22 protein-coding genes and 2 pseudogenes are annotated in these 18933 nt (G+C 28.9%); all 24 read right to left on the bottom strand.

Features of this window, described 5'->3' with window-relative positions:
• Positions 1-146 precede the first annotated feature (146 nt).
• The 24 genes and pseudogenes from ACVHXK_RS10750 to ACVHXK_RS10635 all read right to left on the bottom strand — a co-directional run bounded on the left by ACVHXK_RS10750 (position 147) and on the right by ACVHXK_RS10635 (position 18931).
• Positions 147-1253: an iron-containing alcohol dehydrogenase family protein gene (locus ACVHXK_RS10750; protein ID WP_461206390.1), complete on the bottom strand. Its 1107-nt coding sequence runs from the start codon at positions 1251-1253 to the stop codon at positions 147-149.
• Positions 1254-1366: 113 nt separating this feature from the next.
• Entirely contained in the window at positions 1367-1873 is a 507-nt protein-coding gene (locus tag ACVHXK_RS10745) for a ferritin (protein ID WP_461206389.1), read from the bottom strand.
• A gap of 96 nt (positions 1874-1969) precedes the next feature.
• Positions 1970-3037 carry a mannose-1-phosphate guanylyltransferase gene (locus tag ACVHXK_RS10740; RefSeq protein WP_461206388.1) on the bottom strand — a complete coding sequence of 356 codons (1068 nt, stop codon included), beginning with the start codon at positions 3035-3037 and terminating at the stop codon, positions 1970-1972.
• 197 nt (positions 3038-3234) lie between these two features.
• Positions 3235-3471 (bottom strand): annotated as a pseudogene (locus ACVHXK_RS10735) (butyrate kinase); the annotation flags it as partial.
• Positions 3472-3595: 124 nt separating this feature from the next.
• Positions 3596-3730: a hypothetical protein gene (locus ACVHXK_RS10730; RefSeq protein ID WP_461206387.1), complete on the bottom strand. Its 135-nt coding sequence runs from the start codon at positions 3728-3730 to the stop codon at positions 3596-3598.
• A 22-nt stretch (positions 3731-3752) separates the two neighbouring features.
• Positions 3753-4406: a hypothetical protein gene (locus tag ACVHXK_RS10725; protein WP_461206386.1), complete on the bottom strand. Its 654-nt coding sequence runs from the start codon at positions 4404-4406 to the stop codon at positions 3753-3755.
• 19 nt (positions 4407-4425) lie between these two features.
• A complete protein-coding gene (locus ACVHXK_RS10720; RefSeq protein ID WP_461206385.1) occupies positions 4426-4755 on the bottom strand; it encodes a hypothetical protein in 330 nt (109 codons plus the stop codon).
• A 15-nt stretch (positions 4756-4770) separates the two neighbouring features.
• Positions 4771-5100 (bottom strand): hypothetical protein, encoded by a 330-nt coding sequence (locus ACVHXK_RS10715; protein WP_461206384.1) that lies wholly within the window; start codon positions 5098-5100, stop codon positions 4771-4773.
• Between the two features lie 126 nt (positions 5101-5226).
• Positions 5227-6132 carry a bifunctional enoyl-CoA hydratase/phosphate acetyltransferase gene (locus ACVHXK_RS10710; RefSeq protein WP_461206383.1) on the bottom strand — a complete coding sequence of 302 codons (906 nt, stop codon included), beginning with the start codon at positions 6130-6132 and terminating at the stop codon, positions 5227-5229.
• On the bottom strand, positions 6122-6466 hold the full coding sequence (locus ACVHXK_RS10705) for a hypothetical protein (RefSeq protein WP_461206382.1): 345 nt from the start codon (positions 6464-6466) through the stop codon (positions 6122-6124). The genes ACVHXK_RS10710 and ACVHXK_RS10705 overlap by 11 nt, the downstream gene beginning before the upstream one ends.
• Before the next feature lie 54 nt (positions 6467-6520).
• The gene (locus tag ACVHXK_RS10700; RefSeq protein WP_461206381.1) at positions 6521-7648 is read right to left on the bottom strand and encodes an anaerobic sulfatase maturase; all 1128 of its coding nucleotides are present in this window, start codon (positions 7646-7648) and stop codon (positions 6521-6523) included.
• A gap of 179 nt (positions 7649-7827) precedes the next feature.
• Positions 7828-7920, bottom strand: a pseudogene (locus tag ACVHXK_RS10695) (peroxiredoxin); the annotation flags it as partial.
• Positions 7911-8150: a glutaredoxin family protein gene (locus ACVHXK_RS10690; RefSeq protein ID WP_461206380.1), complete on the bottom strand. Its 240-nt coding sequence runs from the start codon at positions 8148-8150 to the stop codon at positions 7911-7913. The gene ACVHXK_RS10690 and the pseudogene ACVHXK_RS10695, both read right to left, overlap by 10 nt.
• A gap of 15 nt (positions 8151-8165) precedes the next feature.
• A complete protein-coding gene (gene trxB, locus ACVHXK_RS10685; RefSeq protein ID WP_461206379.1) occupies positions 8166-9107 on the bottom strand; it encodes a thioredoxin-disulfide reductase in 942 nt (313 codons plus the stop codon).
• Between the two features lie 247 nt (positions 9108-9354).
• A complete protein-coding gene (locus ACVHXK_RS10680) occupies positions 9355-10335 on the bottom strand; it encodes a Gfo/Idh/MocA family protein (protein WP_461206378.1) in 981 nt (326 codons plus the stop codon).
• Between the two features lie 64 nt (positions 10336-10399).
• On the bottom strand, positions 10400-10585 hold the full coding sequence (locus ACVHXK_RS10675) for a hypothetical protein (protein ID WP_461206377.1): 186 nt from the start codon (positions 10583-10585) through the stop codon (positions 10400-10402).
• Between the two features lie 166 nt (positions 10586-10751).
• The gene (locus ACVHXK_RS10670; protein WP_461206376.1) at positions 10752-12119 is read right to left on the bottom strand and encodes a SpoVR family protein; all 1368 of its coding nucleotides are present in this window, start codon (positions 12117-12119) and stop codon (positions 10752-10754) included.
• Positions 12120-12123: 4 nt separating this feature from the next.
• Positions 12124-13296, bottom strand: coding sequence for a sporulation protein YhbH (gene yhbH / locus ACVHXK_RS10665; RefSeq protein WP_461206375.1), 1173 nt, complete (start codon positions 13294-13296; stop codon positions 12124-12126).
• A 4-nt stretch (positions 13297-13300) separates the two neighbouring features.
• Positions 13301-15226 carry a serine protein kinase gene (locus tag ACVHXK_RS10660; RefSeq protein ID WP_461206374.1) on the bottom strand — a complete coding sequence of 642 codons (1926 nt, stop codon included), beginning with the start codon at positions 15224-15226 and terminating at the stop codon, positions 13301-13303.
• 326 nt (positions 15227-15552) lie between these two features.
• Positions 15553-15711, bottom strand: a complete 159-nt coding sequence (locus ACVHXK_RS10655; protein WP_461206373.1) for an ATP-binding cassette domain-containing protein — start codon at positions 15709-15711, stop codon at positions 15553-15555.
• Complete coding sequence (locus ACVHXK_RS10650; protein WP_461206372.1) at positions 15701-16099, bottom strand: GntR family transcriptional regulator; 399 nt, start codon at positions 16097-16099, stop codon at positions 15701-15703. Before ACVHXK_RS10650 ends, ACVHXK_RS10655 begins: the two co-directional genes overlap by 11 nt.
• A 93-nt stretch (positions 16100-16192) precedes the next feature.
• The gene (locus ACVHXK_RS10645) at positions 16193-17092 is read right to left on the bottom strand and encodes a tetratricopeptide repeat protein (RefSeq protein WP_461206371.1); all 900 of its coding nucleotides are present in this window, start codon (positions 17090-17092) and stop codon (positions 16193-16195) included.
• A 328-nt stretch (positions 17093-17420) separates the two neighbouring features.
• Positions 17421-18401 carry a DUF4349 domain-containing protein gene (locus ACVHXK_RS10640; protein WP_461206370.1) on the bottom strand — a complete coding sequence of 327 codons (981 nt, stop codon included), beginning with the start codon at positions 18399-18401 and terminating at the stop codon, positions 17421-17423.
• A 233-nt stretch (positions 18402-18634) separates the two neighbouring features.
• Positions 18635-18931, bottom strand: a complete 297-nt coding sequence (locus ACVHXK_RS10635) for a hypothetical protein (RefSeq protein ID WP_461206369.1) — start codon at positions 18929-18931, stop codon at positions 18635-18637.
• Positions 18932-18933: the final 2 nt, after the last annotated feature.

Genomic DNA, 18933 nt, shown 5'->3' with positions numbered 1-18933 from the left:
ATATAGTCTTTTTCTATAATTCTATACATGAATTGGAAATTTACTATTTCCTAATAAGTTCACATAAATAAAAAAAGTGCCTCAAAAGAGACACTTTTTTTCTAAAGGCAGCTAAAATAACTTATAATGATGCCTCCAATTTATTTTTATTCACCTAAAAAATCTTTATAAATCATTTCAATATCATTTACTTCAACTTTTTCAGGATGATTTTTTAATTTTGCTTCATTTCCAATCATTAATGCACTATAAGTAGTAATTTCTTCTTCAGATAATTTAAATTCATCTCCTAAAGTTATTTTTATAAAATCAGAAAATTCTTTTATACTTTCTATACCTAGTAACTCAATTATTCTATCTACTTTATCCTTATTAGATTTTTCACATAATTTCATATAGGCCGGTAAAAGTAGTCCATTAGCCTTTCCGTGAGAAATATGGTGATAATATGTTAAATGATAACCCATACCATGAGGAAGTGAAGTTCCACATTGAGCTATTACTATACCCCCTAGCGTAGACATTAATAACAATTTTTCTCTTATCTCGTAATCAATTTCCTTGTTATATAAAGCATTCATACATTCTCCAAATAATTTAATGCCTTTTTCAGCAGAAGCATCACTTAAAGTATTTGCATTTACATTTAAATAACCTTCTATCAAATGCGAAAATGCATCTACAGCTGTATTTACAGTAACACCATATGGAACTGTTTCTGTATATTTAGCATCCAAAAAAGCAATTTCAGGGAATATTTTATGTGAGAAATTCCTTTTTGTTTTTGCTATATGGTCTGTATATATAGCATAAGGAGTTACTTCTGATCCTGTTCCTGATGTTGTTGGAATTGCAATTATCGGTATAGACTTTCTTAATGGTTGATCAAATAGGTTTTCTTTTTGAAAATCTTTATTATAAGCAAAAACACCAATTCCCTTAGCAGCATCTAGAGGAGAACCTCCTCCTATTGCTATAATAAAGTCACTTTTTTCATTTCTAGCAAATAGACCTCCCTTTTCAACAAGTTCTATGGTAGGATTTTCTTCTATTTCGTCAAAAATTGAATATTTGATACGCAATTCGCTAAGTATTTTCTCTACATCGTGTAATGAACCATTTTTTTTAGATGAACTCTTACCTGTTACAATTAAACATTTTCCCCCAATTTTTTTTATTAGGTCTTTATGCTTTTCCAAAACATCTTTTCCAAATAAAACTTTAGTTGGCATTAAATAATTAAAATCTTTCACAGTTTATCCCCCTTTAATTTTCTTATAATATCTACAATATCAAAGCAGCCACCTATAGAGTTTAACAGTAGATACCCTATTATGACTGCTTAAATAAGTATATTAATTCGTTTTTACGCTACTGGTGGAGTAAATACTCTCGCTGCTAATTCATTATCAATCATATATATACCATTGCTATCTTCTTTAATTCTCTTTAATTTACTAATGATACTTGTAAAAGTTGCTTCTTCCTCTACTTGTTCATCAATGAACCATCTTAAAAAGCTAATAGTTGCATGTTCTCTTTCTTCAGTAGCAATATCTGTTAAAAGATATATTCTACTTGTAACAAATTTTTCATGTTCATATGCTTCTTCAAATAAATCCAATAATGATTCATAATCATTTTTAGGTCCTTCTAATACACTTAAATTAACCCTTCCACCCATTTCATTTACATAATCGAAGAATTTCATAGCATGAAATTTTTCTTCTTCTGCTTGAACCTTAAAGAAATTTTCAACTCCTGGCATATCCAAAGAAGCTGCATAACCTGCCATTGCTAAATACAAATGCGCTGAATAAAACTCATAATTTATCTGTTTATTTATTTCTTCAAATAATCTTTCGCTAATCATAATATCCTCCTTGAAATTAATTTAGTCTTTAGTAAATTATACATCATAGTGAAATACTTGTAAAGTTAGTTAATAATCATTATCGCTTGACAATGATTAGAGAAAATATTCATGATTTTTTTCTTCTTTTATTTTACGTACTAGATACTTCATTTCTTGATCTTTTTCTCTTGGCATTACCAATAAAACATCCCCAGCATCTACTATAATTAAATCTTTTATTCCAAACCCAATAATCAATTTATTTTCACCTATAACAAAACAATTTTCACTCTGCTCTAAAAATGCATTACCTAAAATGTTATTTCCCCTATATTCCCCTAAGAATCTCGAAAGTGCATTAAATGAACCAATATCATCCCAAACGAAATCACATTTTATTACATATGCTTTTCTTGTTCTCTGCATAATTCCATAGTCTACTGATATACCTTCTATTAAATTATATTGACAACTTATTATATTATTTTCATTTTCATTTCCTAAGTTATTATACACTTCCATTAAACATTTATACATATTAGGTAAATATTTTTCCATTTCTCTTAGAAAAACATCTGCTCTCCAGATAAACATACCACTATTCCATAAATAATTTTCTTCCATTAAAAACTCTTTTGCAATTTCTATATTAGGTTTTTCTGCAAAACGTGCTATTTTATACGATGGGAAATTTCCCTTAATCTTATCTCCCATTTTTATATATCCATAACCGGTCTCTGGTCTAGTAGGACTAATCCCTAAAGTTATTAACCCTCTTTTTCTTTCTGCCAATTCAATTGCTTCTTTTACTATATTTTGAAATTCCTTATCATTCTCTATATAATGATCAGATGGTAGCACAACCATTACTGCATCTTTATCTTTTTTTAATAATTTAACTGCAGATAAACCTATACATGTAGCAGTTTCCTTATTACAAGGTTCAGCAAAAATATTATTTGGATTTAGCTCTGAAAGCTCTTCTACAACTTTATCTTTATAATTTTCATTTGTGACTACGTATATATTATTTATATTTACAAAAGATTTAATCCTATCAATTGTATTTCTTAAAAAACTTTTATTATTTAACAATTCTAAGAATTGCTTAGGCTTCTGTTCTCTTGAGAGAGGATAAAGTCTTGTCCCTTTTCCCCCGGCCATTACCAAAGCGTATATCATTCTAACACTCCATAAATTGATTATATATTATCTTATGTGTGAAATTCATATTAAGTGAATAGTAATAATAAAAAAATAAATAGACCAGCTATTTGCCAATCTATCTATCTTCCCCTTTTTCATCATATAAAACTACGATATACAATTCAGTCATTACTAAATCAGTAATACTTAATATATATAAATTTTATTAACCTCTACTCTTTATATTCTTTAGCTTCTTCTTCACCATTCAAAACTCTTAATGTTCCATAAGCTAGTGATTCTAATTCTTTTTCTCCTGGCATTATCTCAACAGGTGCTATAAACTTAACTCTTTTTTCTATCCAATTCGTCATCATTTTAGAATAAGCTATTCCTCCTGTTATAACTATTGCATCAACTTCATCTTTTAAAACAGTCGAAAGGTCACAAATAGCCTTAGCTATTTGATATGCTCCTGATTTCACAGGTGGCAGAATTCCTCCCTCTACCTACAACTGCTTTTAATGAACTTATTTGAATATTATTATCTTCTAATAGTTCCACTATTAAATCTTTACGCATTTCAAATTGGTCTTAGCCTCTTTCGTATTTTTCTATTTCTTCTACAGGATGGTCTAATGTCTCTGAAAAAATCTGCTCTTTTCCATCATAAACTGCAATTTTAGTAGAAGTGGAACCTGGATTTATTGCTAAAACTATTTTTGCCATAATAAGTACCCTCATAAATTAATTATTTCTTCTTTTTACCAAAAGCTAAAAGAACTCCTAAAGCAATTGATAACATTGCTGCGCCTAAAACTCTATATTCTGCTGGCAATAAGAAAACTACTGTATGTGCTGGTATCCAGAAAAACGGTATAGTTTTTAATACTGTAAAAGAAACAAATCCATTCCAGTCAATTGTTGAAGTAATATCTTTTATTGTAATTTTATCTAATTTTCCTTCATATCTTAAATCTATGTAAGTATCTGTTACACGGTGAAAGCCCATCATTGCAGGACCAAAAGTTAGATTCATCATTGCACTAGTAAAAAATGCAAATAAGAAAGTAGAATTTCCACCAGGTAGCTTTCCATGTGCTAAAGCTGCAATAACTCCATTAGAGAAAATTTCAAACATAAGTACAATAGCCATGCCTAAAAAACCCCAAACTAAGGCTCTGTATATAGCTCCTTTTGGAATAGTCCAATCTGAAGTTGAAATCCTAATTGCTAATAATTCACCCATAGTCGATAATATTGCAAATTTAATAAATCCGCTTAAATAAGCATGACTAGCTGTAAATGATATGAAAATTTCATGAGTAGCTGGTACTACTAAGAAGGCCACAAATAGTGCCATAACACTTCCCCATATAAAACCGCCTTTTTTCAAAACACACACCCCTTTTATAGTTCACCATTTATAGGTAATGCCGATTCCCTTCTTTCGTCAGAAAATCGACATTATAAATCAACTGTGCCTTATACTTTCTTCTTCTATTTGATGGGAATACATCTTTACCATAACACTCAATTCCATTTGCTTTTAATTCATTTTCCATTATTGGGTCATTTTCTTCAATAACGTAAATTTTATCTACCTTTGAAGCGAACTCTTTAATTTTTTCCATTGGCATTGGCCATGAGAAACCAATTTTCATATAAGATGCCTTTTCACCAAACACTTCTTTATCACAAGAATAAGAACCCCCTGAAGCTACGATACCGATTTTTGTATCATACATTTCCATATAGTTTAATTCTGTTTAATTAGAAAATTTTCTTAACTTTTCTGTTCTTTCTAAAACTCTAACTTTCATCCCTCTTGAATGCTTAGGTACTGGAACATTTTTAACAATATTCTTAGTATAAGGCTTTATTCCAACTTCATTTCTTTCATCAATTTCAACGATACTCTTTGAATGACAAACACGTGTAGTAATTCTAAACAATACCGGTGAATCAAACTTTTCACTAACTTCATATGCTTTAATAATCATGTCTTTACATTCTTGTGAAGCTGAAGGCTGGAACATTGGCATAAATGAATGTCTAGAATAATTTCTGTTATCTTGCTCAACTTGAGATGAATGCATTCCTGGCTCATCAGCAGTTACAACGATGTTTTAGCAAAGCTAAAACGAGTATTAAATTATAGATTTTGTGACGCAAGAAACAAAATCAACCTCAATTGCAAATTGCTAATTGGAAATTGCACACTATTACTTAACGCTTGAAGCCGATAATACTAATGATAAATATTTTTCCTCTGATGTAGACCCTCTTGATGTTAAAACTATAGGAACTTTTGCTCCTACAATAAATCCTGCTATTTTAGCTACTGATGAATAAATTAATGATTTTCCTAATATATTTCCTGTTGTAATGTTAGGAACTATTAATATATCTGCATCACCAGTTACCGCACTCTCAAAACCTTTTATTTTGGCTGATTCTTTATTCATCGTTAAATCATAAGAAATTGGACCTTCAACTACACAATCCTTTATTTCTCCAGCTAAATTCATTTGTTTTAACTGTTCTGCATCAACAGTTTCAGGCATTTTGGGATTAACTTTTTCAACTGCTGTTAAAACTGCTACTTTAGGATTTTCATATCCCATATTTTTAAAAGTACTTACCGCATTTTCAATGATTTGTTTCTTTTTATTAACATCAGGATACATAATCATTCCACCATCTGTACCGGCTAAAAGTTTATGATATGTAGGTACTTCATTAATAGAAATGTGAGACATAACATTACCTGTTCTAAGTCCCTTTTCCTTATCCACCACAGCTTTTAATAAATCTGCTGTCTGAATCTTACCTTTCATTATGAAATCAACTTTATCTTCACGAACCAATTCTACTGCTTTATAAGCAGCTGCAAAATCATCCTCTACATCAATAATGAATTCATCTTCTAAAGTTTCATTTATAGTAGCTAGTACTGCTTGTATCTTTTCTTTATTTCCAATTAAAACTGGTTTTACTATATTGTTTTTCTTAGCTCTAAATACCGCTTCTAATGTGTGCTCATCTTGAGCAACAACAACTGCAACTCTTTTAACGGTTTCAAAACCCTTAACTTTTTCTATCAATTCATCAAAATTCCTATAAACCATATATGCCCCCTAAATCATTATTTATATAAAATTCATTATTTTCACAACTCGCACTTATGAAAACACTATTCATTCCATATGTCCTTGCATAGCCGCACGCAATCCCACTACTTACAATTACAACATCATCCTTTTTATCTAAATACTTTTTCACCCTAAGTTCTATTTCATAAGGCTCTGCAAATTTCTCAATGTCAATTTCACTATCAATAAACTCTTTCCAATCTCTACAATTAAAAAACACTTCATTCCAAATTATAAGTACTATAAATAATTCAATTATACTTTTCTTAAGCTCAATATTTGAAGCTATTACCCCTATTTTATCCTTCATAGTACCTATCTCGCATAATGTAGTTATAATATTTGATATAACATTTTAAAACTGTTAAAGTCTAATTCTTCCCATTTTTACACCTTGTGCTATCTCAATAAATTTACCATAAGAATACTCATAAAAATTATAAAACGCCTTGCAATAATAATTTTTATAGACTTCATCATTTAATTCCCTATATCTTCTACATCCACCTCTACAAATAGATTTCCATTTGCATTTTTTGCAATCATCAGATAATTTAAAAGATCCTTCAATAAACCGCTTCCCAACTTCTGAATTAATTATTTCATCAATAGAATTCTCATTTATATTTCCTAATTTATACTTGTCAATTACATAGAAATCACAAGGATAAACACTTCCGTCACCTTCTACAACATTTTGTATAGAACATCTACCTCTCATATCACAAGCTTCTGGTTCATATCCCATATACATAGAAAGCAAGTTATCAAAATATCTTATACTCACAAATTCACCATTCATAATATCTCTATACCATAGGTTAAATAAGTTTTTAAGAAATAATTCATAGTCCCCAACTGTTAATGCATATTCAGTTTGTCCGAATTCTTCATCTAAAGGTTCTAAACAAGGAATAAATTGAAGATATTTAAATCCTTGTTTTTTAAAGAAATTATATATTTTTAATATTTTTTTTGCATTAGCCCTGCTTACAACAGAAAGAATATTAAAATCAACATTATGTTTATCTAGAATTTCTGTAGTCTTTATTATTTTTTTAAAACTACCTTCTCCTTTAGCATCAACTCTATTGAAATCATTTATATCCTTAGTTCCATCAAGTGATATCCCTACTAAAAATTTATTTTCTTTTAAAAATACTGCCCAATTTTTATCAATTAACATGCCATTTGTCTGTATCGCATAATTAACTTTTGAATTATTTGTATTTTTTTCATTTACATAAGATACAAAATTTCGAAAAAACTCCATCCCTCTTACTGCAGGTTCTCCCCCTTGGAATGCAAAAGTTATATATCCACCCTCTGCAAAATTTATAGCTTTATCAATTATATTCTGGGCTGTCTCTATGGACATCATTCCATAATCTTTAATTTCTCTCTTTTCCATTTCATCATTGTAGAAACAATATTTACATCTCAAATTACATTTTCCTGACGCTGGTTTCATTAAAAATGATATGTTTTTCATCTATTCTTGTCCTTTCTCTAAAAGCATTTATTAATTATACTAAGTAAATTATATATTATCTAAATGAAATTCACAAAAGTAAAGAGGCCCTCTCAAATATTATTTTGAAAGAGCCCTTCTATTAATCTTTATTATTTTTATAACATTGGATCTCCTTCACTCCAATCTACTGAACATAATCAACCTGTTTGGAGTGCTTTTAAAACTCTCATTGCTTCATCTACACTTCTTCCAACATTTAAGTCATGTATAACAGAATATGTTACTGTTCCTTAACTTCATTCAAAGCATTATCAATAGCTGTCTTATTAAATCCAACTATTATCTCACCATTAATATTTATCACAGGTACATTTTTTTGATGAGATAAATCAAACATTTCCTGTCTTCCTTCCAAATCTTCTCCTACATTTATATCTACATACTCTTCTTCTATTTTATCAAAATACCTTTTTGCTTTTTGACAATGTGGACATGTTGGTAAAGAATATACTTTTATCATAATTATTCCTCCTCATTATTTCTCTTTTTTATTATTAAGTACATATTGTGCAACTGATAGAGTTGCTATTGTTCCATCACTTACAGCCGTTGTCAATTGTCTATATTTCTTAGTTCTAACATCGCCTGCAGCATAAACAGCTTCTACATTTGTTTTTGTATCTTCACCTGCTATTATGTTTCCTCTATGGTCTAATTTTATGAATTTTTTAAATATATTTGTCCTTGGAGCCATTCCAATATATACAAATATTCCATCCACTTTAATTTCTTCTTCTTCTTTAGTCTTTAAATTTTGGATTATAGCTGATTGAACTTCTTCTTCTCCCATTACTTTTCGAACTTCAGAATCCCATATAATATTTACTTTTTCATTTTTAAGTAGTTCCTCTTGATTAGCTTTATCTGCTTGCAAGTTATCTAACTGATGAATCATCGTTATACTCTTTACATATCTAGTTAAGAAAAGTGCACCTTGAACAGCTGAATTACCTCCACCCACTACAATAATATCTTTTCCTTCATACATTTTCCCATCACATAGCTCACAATAATGAATTCCCTTACCGTGAAATTTAGGTTCTTCTTCTACAGGAAGCTCTCTGTATTTTGAGCCTGCTGCAATAATTACAGCTTTCGGTTTATATATATAACTCTCCGTTTCAATTATCTTTTCCTTATCATTTAATATAACGGAAATAATTTTATCAAATTCATCTATATTTGCTCCTAAATTTTCAGCTTGATCTAACATCTTTTGAGAAAGCTTATCACCAGAAATATTATTAAATCCAGGATAATTCTCTATTGAATACGAATTTTTAATCTGACCACCAATAATTTCATCTTCTATTAAAACAAAATCCAACTTTGCTCTAGCTGCGTATATGGCTGCTGTCAAACCAGCAGGTCCAGCTCCTATAATAATCAGATCTAACTCTTTAATTTCTTTATTCATACAAATCACTTCCATCAATTTTATATAATACTTTCTACTGTCAATACAAATGATATAAAACATCTTGAATTAATTTTGATTATCAATTGATAATAATTATTATCTGTTAATACTATAATAATATACTTTTTTTCTTATGTCAATAGTGTTTGTAATTCTTTATCCTTGTATTCAAAAACCCCATTTAATAAGTAAATGCCTACGCATATTACGTAGACATTTATTATTAACTTCTTTAATATTTTTCTTATTTTTCTCCTGAATAATTTAATCCCCACTGCTTTCTCATATTATCCATAATCTTCATAACTTCTAGAGTATCTTCCCAAGTTCTCTTACTACTCTGAATTTTTCCCTCTTTCAAACATTTAATAACTTCTCTTGCCTCATACTCATATCCATTGACTTCATGAGGTATAGAATACTGTTCGATCAGCTTATTCCCTTTATATAAATCTGCTTTTTCACTACACCAAAAATTATGCACATGGATTTTACCTTCTGTTCCTATTATCCAAGCATCCTTTGAACCTTCAGTGATAATACCAAAAGTTAATGATGCCTTGTTTCCATTTTCATATTCAAATAAAGCTGTAGCTTGTTCATCAACATTTGTAATGCCTATATAGGCATTACTTTTAATATCAGTTAATTTACTTTCAATAAACATATCAGCATAAGTAATAGGATATATACCTACATCTAAAAGCGCTCCACCTGCTAATTTATAATTAAAAAGTCTTTTTTCTCGAAGATAAGGCGCATTAAAACTGAAATCAGCTCTAACCATTTTAACTTCCCCGATTACTCCTTCTTCAATAATTTCAAATAACTTCTCAGTTATAGGCAAAAATCTAGTCCACATGGCTTCCATAAAGAACTTATTTTCTTCCTTTGCACATTCGTAAATTTCTTCTACCTCAATGGCATTAATTCCTATAGGTTTTTCACATAGTACTCCTTTTCCTGCTTTTAAACATTCTATAGCATATTTTTTATGATAATTATGTGGAGTTGCTATATAAATTACTTCTACTTCATCATCATTTATAAGTTCATCATAACTTCCATAACATTTTGTGATTCCAAATTTATCTCCAAATTCTTTAGCCCTATCTAATGACCTTGATGCTACAGCATATATCTCTGCTTCCTCAATACCTTGCAGAGCTTTTGCAAAAGAATTTGAAATATTACCTGGTGCTAATATACCCCATTTAATTTTCATATATACTTCTCCTTTTATGTTATTATTTGTTTTTTGTATAATAATTGATAATTTCCCTTTAAAGTTATCTATAACTCATTTTATCATACTCTCCGTATTCACAAACACCTTTTTTTCCTTCAAACTGTGCAATCATAATAAATTCTTCCTTTTTCTTCTCATACAATTTAACACCACCAAAGGCTGTACCACTATTTAATAAATAATTATGTCGTTTGTCTCCATCTGGATTTTCATATTTTATATCCACTAGTCATAAAATAAAAATACCCTTTCTATAAAAGGGCATTTTTAAAGTATTTTTTAAATCAAAGATTTTGCGTAGCAAAATCCTCATTAATTGCAAATTGCAAATTGCAAATTGCTAATTGCTAATTGCTAATTGCTAATTGCTAATTGCTAATTAATATTAAATCTTACTTTCTTTTAATATTCTTTTTTTCATCACATTCAATGAATAAATCTTTTCCCAACCTTTTAGTTTTTAACACTATTTTATGCTTCCATAATTGACTTAAATATTTCAAAGTATTTTCTGCATATTCTAATTGTAATTCTTTTCCATCGTAAATATGCTCTAAATACAAGGTTCTATCAAATTTATTCATCTCTGTAATACTTATTGTTGGGATAGATCCTGAACCACAAGAATTACTAATTGTATTTCGAATTTCTTTCCACCCATCTTCATCAGATACCTCATCAACTAAATACTCTCTTCCTTTTTTTACATATTGAAATAAATTCATCTCTTCACAAAGTTCTTTTGTAAGATATCTTCTTATAAATGAGGAATCTCTATCTAATTGCCTTACTTCGAATATTTTGTCTGTTCCATATTTTTTTACAAGATCTTCAAAGATTTTAAATCCAACATAGTAAGGATTAATGTTTCCAAGTGAAGGAGCTATTACAGCATTGTGCCTTTTCAAAAACTCTATGTGTAATGATGGAGGTAAATTTAATTTTTTTAAAATATTATAGTGCCAATAACTCGCCCAACCTTCATTCATAATTTTTGTTTCAATCTGGGGTACAAAATAATATGTTTCTTTTCTCACAATCTCTAATATATTAATCTGCCAGTCCTCAAGCTCTCCATAGTTACAAATAAAATATAATAAATCATCTTCCCTCTCAGGTGGAATCTTTGATATATCCGGCATCTCAACTTTTTTATATTCTTTTAAAATATTATAATTTTCCCTTTCAGTCTTATATTTATCTATTTTTCTCTTATTAATTTCTTCATAACTTAATTTTTTAACTCCAATATTTCTGTTAATCTGAAATTTTAATGCATGTGCTGCATCGAGCATTTTTTCAACTTCTTCATATCCTATACTTGGGTCGTTTATATAATTTCTTATCATCAATGCATTATTTTTAAACATTTGAATAGTATAATCAGCATCTGTTGCTTCTTTAAATAATCTATTATTTTTGAAAAAATCATTATGTCCGTAAACATGAGCAATAGTTAGAATTTGCAGTAAAAGCGTATTATCTTTCATCAAATAAGCTTGACTAGGATTAGAATTAATAACCATCTCATATGGCAAACCAGTTAAATTATAATTATAAAGAGTTTTTAATTTTTCATAAGCCTTTCCATAGCTCCAATGTGGGTATCTTGAAGGCATTCCCACATAAACTTCATATGATAGCATATCTTTATAATCAACCATTTCAAATTCTTGCTTGTAACAGTCCAACCCTACTTCGTCTACTATTTCCTCTATCTTATCATTCCAATATTCAAGGTCTTTTATAGTATAATCCAAATAATCACCCCGCATTTAGCTCTTTTAATAATATTTTTTTAAGAGCTGGCCATAAATCTTCTTTATATTCTATTGTAGTAATAGTAAAATTATCTTTATTTACATCTTTTTTGAATCTATCTTTTATTGTGCTAAAATAACTTCCTCTTCCAATCTCAACATATCCAAATAGATTTGATATTTCGCACAAATTATTTGCTGCTTCTACTGCCCTAGCATTATCATCAGCCCAGTTATCACCATCACTAACATGGAAAGGATATATATTCCAAAGTTCACTATCATATCTTTCATTTATTATCTCTAAAGCCTTATTATAACCTGATGAAATATAAGTTCCTCCTGATTCTCCTTTATGGAAAAATTCATATTCATTTACTTCTTTTCCTGTTGTAGTATGAGATACAAAAGCAACTTCTACATTAACATATTTAAGTTTAACAAATTGATAAAGTATAAAAAAGAAAGATCTAGCAAGAAATTTTTTATTTTGAGTCATAGAGCCAGATACATCCATTATGCATACAACAAGCGCATTGCACTCTCTTTTTATTTTAGGTTTTATGCGATAATATCTAAGGTCATCTTCTTTAAAGGGAAATCTTTCAACTTCCTCACTAGAATTTAAATCTTTAATTCCTTTTAAATAGCCTTGCTTTCTTTTTAGTTTTTCAACAACAGTCTTTTTCTTAGCAAGTCTTGGTCTTATTCCCCTTTTTTTATATCCTGAACGCTTAGAGGAATTATCTGTAACAATTTCTGAAAATTTTTTCTTATCCATGTCTGGCAATTCAAGATCATCAAATAAATAGTTCAATATATCCTCTATAGTAACTTCTGTCTCATAGATATCTTCACCCTCTGAGTTGCCCGCTTTATCCTTTCCATTTCCTTCTCCTTTTCCATTAGAATCTTCTCCTAGTTTATCTCCTCTTTTTTGTGTTCCATCTCCACTACCTACTCCTTTGCTATTTTTACCATATATAAACTGGTACTCTTTTAGCCCTCTTATAGGCACTTTTATTTTTTTATTTTTACTTTGCCCCACTATACTTTCTTCTGATAGTATATCTGCTAAATTTTTTTTAATTGTATCTTTAACTAACTCTTTATGTCTTCTTTTGTCTTCAATAGCTCTCTCGTGATCAATAGGATTAAAATCCCTAAAAATTGCCATACTATCAATCCTTCCAAAGATTATTAGCTGCATATTTTAAAATCACGTCGCAACAATGATCACAATAGCCATTAGCTTTCATTTCTTCTACCATTGAATTATATTTTTTATTTTGTTCTTTATCTCTAACTCTAGATTTTGTTATTATTCTAGATAGGTCTTTTACTGAAGCTGTAAGTTTTCCTTCTATTGCTTCTTTTAAAGGTTCGTAGCTACAATAATCAAGCTTTCCACCATTTCTAATCAAATAAAACATATAAGATGTAACATCTGTTCTAAATCCATTTGCCGAATTTTCCGGAATTCCTATTTGTTCTTCTATACTTCTCATGAATTTTTCATCTGGCTCAAGGTCTTCACCTGTTGACCTATCTTTCAATTTAGATTTATTCACAAAAGCTTCTGCATTATCCAAATAATTATCAAACAAACTCTCTGCCTGTTCCCTAAAACTTTGAATAAAGGCTTTTGTAATTTCTTTTTCCAATTTCTTATTATATTCTTTTCTTATTGTATTTTGAACAAAGCCTAAATATTTTTTCTTAATATCGTCTTGTATATCCATATCTTTCACTGATTTAATAATACTTTCCATTATACTTAATGGATTTATACAATTATAATCTGAATTAGATAAGGCTTCATCAATAGCTTTTATTATAAATCTAGTAGATATACCGGACATACCTTCTCTATAAGCTGTAGCTTCTTCTTTAAGCTCTACAATATTAATACTTTTTGTAGTACCTTTTTCTACAATATCTTCCCCATTATAGATTTTTAATTTAGTTAGTGGGTCAACTTTATTAGAAGGAGATAATCTTGATAAAATAGCAAACATAGCAGCAACTTCAATGGTATGAGGAGCCATATGCGCCCTAAAATTACTCCTATTAATTATCTTGTTATATATTTTTGCTTCCTCATCTAATTCCAAACAATATGGGACTTCCACCTTAACAATTCTATCTAGTATAGCTTCATTAGTATGATCAGATTTGAATTTTTCCCATTCTGCTTCATTAGAATGAGCTACAATTACTCCATCAAAATATATCATGGCATTTTTGCCTGGTGACGGTATTGATTTTTCTTGAGTTGCTGTTATTATTGTATGCAAATACTCTACGTCATTTTTAAAAACTTCTATAAATTCTACAAGCCCTCTATTGCCAACATTGAAAGCACCATTCAATGAAAGTATTCTTGGATCATCTTCAGCATAAAGATCCATTTTAGAAATATCAATGCTTCCATTTAATACACTAGTATCTTGATTATTAGGATCAACCGGTGGCACAACTCCAATTCCTTTTCTTGATCTTATTGAAAAATCAACTTTTTCAACTGGAATTACCTCATATTGACCCTTGTATTCCTCTTTTAGTCTATATCTACAAACAGGACATAAATCTCCTTCTATTTTAATTCCAAGTTCATCTTCAAATTCACTTCTTAAATGTTTTGGAATCAAATGCAAAGGGTCCTCTCTCATAGGACAACCTTTTATTTGATAAATAGGCTCACATTCTTCAAGTGATATCTTTAATTTTTCTACCAAAGATGATTTACCTGCTCCAACGGGACCTACTAAATATAAAACTTGCCTAGATTCTTCACCCTGCATAGCAGCAGAATGAAAATAATTCACAATTTTCATAATAACCTTATCGATACCAAAAAAATCATTTTGAAAAAAATTATACTTCTTAATAATTTCATTCCCATATATCTTTCTTATTCTCGGATTTTCCTCAGGTTTCAAAACAGAAAATCCATCGCGAGTAATAATATTATAAACTCTCCTATGAGCTAATATTGCTTGCTGAGGGTCTTCCTTCACTATTTTAAGGTAATCAATAAGAGTTCCTTCAAATCTCTCATTTTTTCTTGATTCCCTATCCTTTTCAATTATTGATTTAAAATCCACACTATCCCTCCTTATATATGCCAATTAAATATGATTATTATTGTTAATATATATGAGGTACTTATGATAAGATATTACAATAATTTGTAATGTTCAATTTATTAAAACTATCTTAACTTAAACTATATTTGATTTTCTTCAATTTAATCAAAAACCCTATAATTAATAAAGCCCCATTGTTTATAGCAATGAGGCCATTAATTCTATTTAGATTTTGTAATCAAAATTCTTTATTAGCTTTTATTAAAATTGCCGTTATTGGCATACAACCTATACCCGATAACCAAAGAAACAGTACTTATTAAAACTGTTTCATTTCAGCAAACCTAATCTATTATTGTTTTTATAAGAGTTGTTTTGCTTGCACCATTTTTACCTATAAGACCCATTATTGTTCCTTTCTCGATGTTTGAATTTATATCTTTCAAAGAAAACTCTCCTGCATTTGAACATAAATTTTTAATTTCTAAAGCATTATTTAACATTTTTTTTACCTCCATATATTTCATTTACTATTTCTATAAATTCATCTTCATTAATCCCTGTACTATCCGTGAAAGTTTTTATTTCTAAAAGTCTTTGTCTAAGCACATCAAGATTAATCTCTTTTATTTTCTTTTTATCAATATTCACAACAAAACATCCTCTGCCTTGTAAATTTACTATAATACCTTCGTTTTCTAACTCCTTATAAGCCCTTTTCACCGTTACTATAGCAACCTTCAAATCTTTAGCCATAAGCCTTATAGATGGTAATTGTTCTTCAACTTTTAGCTTGCCAGTAAGAACCATCTCTTTTATTTGATTTTGGATCTGCTCATATATAGGAGTTTGGGATAGACTTGAAATTAAAATATTAAATTTCCACCTCACCTTCTACTGTGATTATACACTAGTATGTCAATGAGAATTTTTAATTTCCTAGACAATAAAAAAAGCCCTATGATTTGCATAGAACTTTTAATATTAATTATTCTCGACTCCATATAAGTATTTCTTAAGCTCTTCATCTTCCTTCATATATTTATAAAAATCAGGATAGAGTTCTAAAGATTTATTCATATCTTTAATTGCCTCTTTTTCATTATCAAGGAGTGCGTATATACATGCTCTGTTATAATACAAAAAACCTTCTTGTTCATTGTTATCTACTGCCTTATTTATGATATCTATAGCTTTTTCATATTCTTTTTTTTCTTTATATATAATAGCTAAATTCAGATAACTATAAGGATATTGTGGTTCACTTTTTATTGATTTTCTGTAATTTGATTCAGCTTTTTCCGTTTGCCCCACCTTTTGTTGAATTACTCCTAAGTTAAATAGTGCCATATAATTTTCATTATCAATCTCTAATGCCTTCAAAGTAGCTTCTTTAGCAATATCATTTTTACCTAATTCTTCATATAAAGACCCTAAATTTAAATTTGCCCAAAAATCATTTGGTCTAAGGTTAAGTACTTTTTGGTAATATTCTTCTGCCTTCTCCTTGTCATCAATATCATCGTAACAACCTGCTAAAAAAAATAAGGCCCTATCATATTCAGGATTAATTTCGATTGCTTTATGATAATACTCAATTGCTTTTTCATAATTTTTGGAATTATCATGAATTATTGCTATTCCATAATAAGCTCTTTCATCCCTTTCATTATTTTTTATCATTTTTTGATATTCACTCAAAGCCAAATCATACTGTCCAACTTCATCATATAAAATTCCCATCTCAACAAGCAAATCATTATCTTTATTATTAGTAGCCTTAGCACCTTTTTTTAATAGGCGCAATGCCTTTACATAGTTTCCCTCTTCTTTAAATTCATTGGATAAATTAATATAATTATCTATCATATAATCCTTTTGCATTCAATCACCTCGTATAAAGTAGTTCATTTATTTTTTCTAAAGTTAATAATACCCTATTTACTTAAAATAATATACTATATATATTAATTATATTCCATCCATCATTTAAATAACAGTTCAATTCCTCAATAATATTAATTTCATAAAATCCACCTTTTAACTTGTTGATACCTGATTTATCTAATTATTTTTACGAAACCAATTTATCAAGATAACTAAGACTACTATACTAACTAAAACCATAAATTTTACATGTTTTTTAAAAAAAAAGAGATTTTTTAGCTCTGCTAAAAAATCTCTACCCAAATTGTGCATTGTTCATTATACCCTACTTTTCTTCATCATTATCTTTTTTCTTTTTTCTAAACCAAAATTTTCTATTATCTCTATTACCTTTATTAGTTTTTTTCCTAATAGCTCCAACAATAGCTACTATTATAGCTAAAACTACTATATATGGTATTCCTACTATTAAAACATATATTAAATTCTTACATAATTTATATAAAGAATGTAATGAATTACTAAACCCCTCTCTTACTTGTCCTAAAAAATCTTCTGGTGTTTCTGGAGTTATTTCTTTTACTTCTCGAACTTCAATATTAATAGTTGAATAATTGACTAAATCATCCCATTTTCTTAAAGTTCCTGTTAAACTTTCTATTTGGTATCTTACATCTGCAAGTTCTCTTTCAATTTCAATAATATCTGATAACTCTCCACTTTTTTGTAATAAAGTTAAAAGTCTTTCTTCTTGTATTTCTAATGATTTTAGATGTGCTTCTGTATCAAAATATTCATAGGTCTTATCTTGTGATTCATTGGAACTATTCCTCACATTACCAACATCCCCTAATTGACCAATAAATTCATCTACTTTATCTCTAGGAATTCTTAATGTAAAACTAGCATATCTATAAGAATCATGCTCATATTCTTGATAAATACTATTACCACTAATATTGGAATTCTCTATATATCCTCCTACTGCCTGCACTTTATTATTTATTGCTGTATTAGTTTTTTCAAATTCCTTTGTTTCTAAGTCAAAATAATAAGTCTTAATTATTTTTCTACCATCGTCGATTATATTTTCTTCATTCACCTGCGATTGATTTTCCATGCTCTCTTCTTTTGGAGCTCCATCCATATCCATTTCCTCACCAAAACCACTATCATCATATGCCCTATCTTCAGGTGCTGCTTCACCATATTCGTCTGCTGTGTTATAGTCACTGCTACCACAACCACTTAATATTGCACAAGCTAAAAATATTACAGTAATTAATTTAACAAATTTTTTTTTCATTTTTATAATACCCTCCTTTTTTAATACAAGTGTGGAGTGTGAAATGTTAAGTGTGAAATTAAGGATGATTTTGCTAGGCAAAATCGACTATCTAATTTAAAAATTTTCAAAGAATAAGAAAATCATCAATCACTATACACTTCACTCTTCACATTTTACATTTTATATTTTACATTATTAGTAATAAAATCTTTTAAACAGATATTACTAAATATATTCCTTTAAATGTTTGTTCAATCACGTATAACGTCTTTCACTTCTTTACCAAAGAAACTAAATTGTGCGTGAGTTACTCCCTGAAATTCATCTTCCGGCATAAAATTGCCTTCTATTTCTATAGAATATCCTATCCCTATATATGTACCTGATCCACCATCATCATATCCATTTATACATCTTGTAAATACTGGTTTTTCAAAGCTATGAGTTGTTCGAAAATAGTCAGTAACAGTCATTAAAATACATAAAACTAGTAATGAGCTTATAGTTATAATAAAAATTTTAACTATCTTATCTTTTCTATTTTCCACTT

This window comes from Clostridium sp. DL1XJH146 (assembly GCF_054819755.1).
The sequence above is the reverse complement of the archived record's forward strand: the minus strand, read 5'-3'. Positions and strand labels throughout refer to the sequence as shown.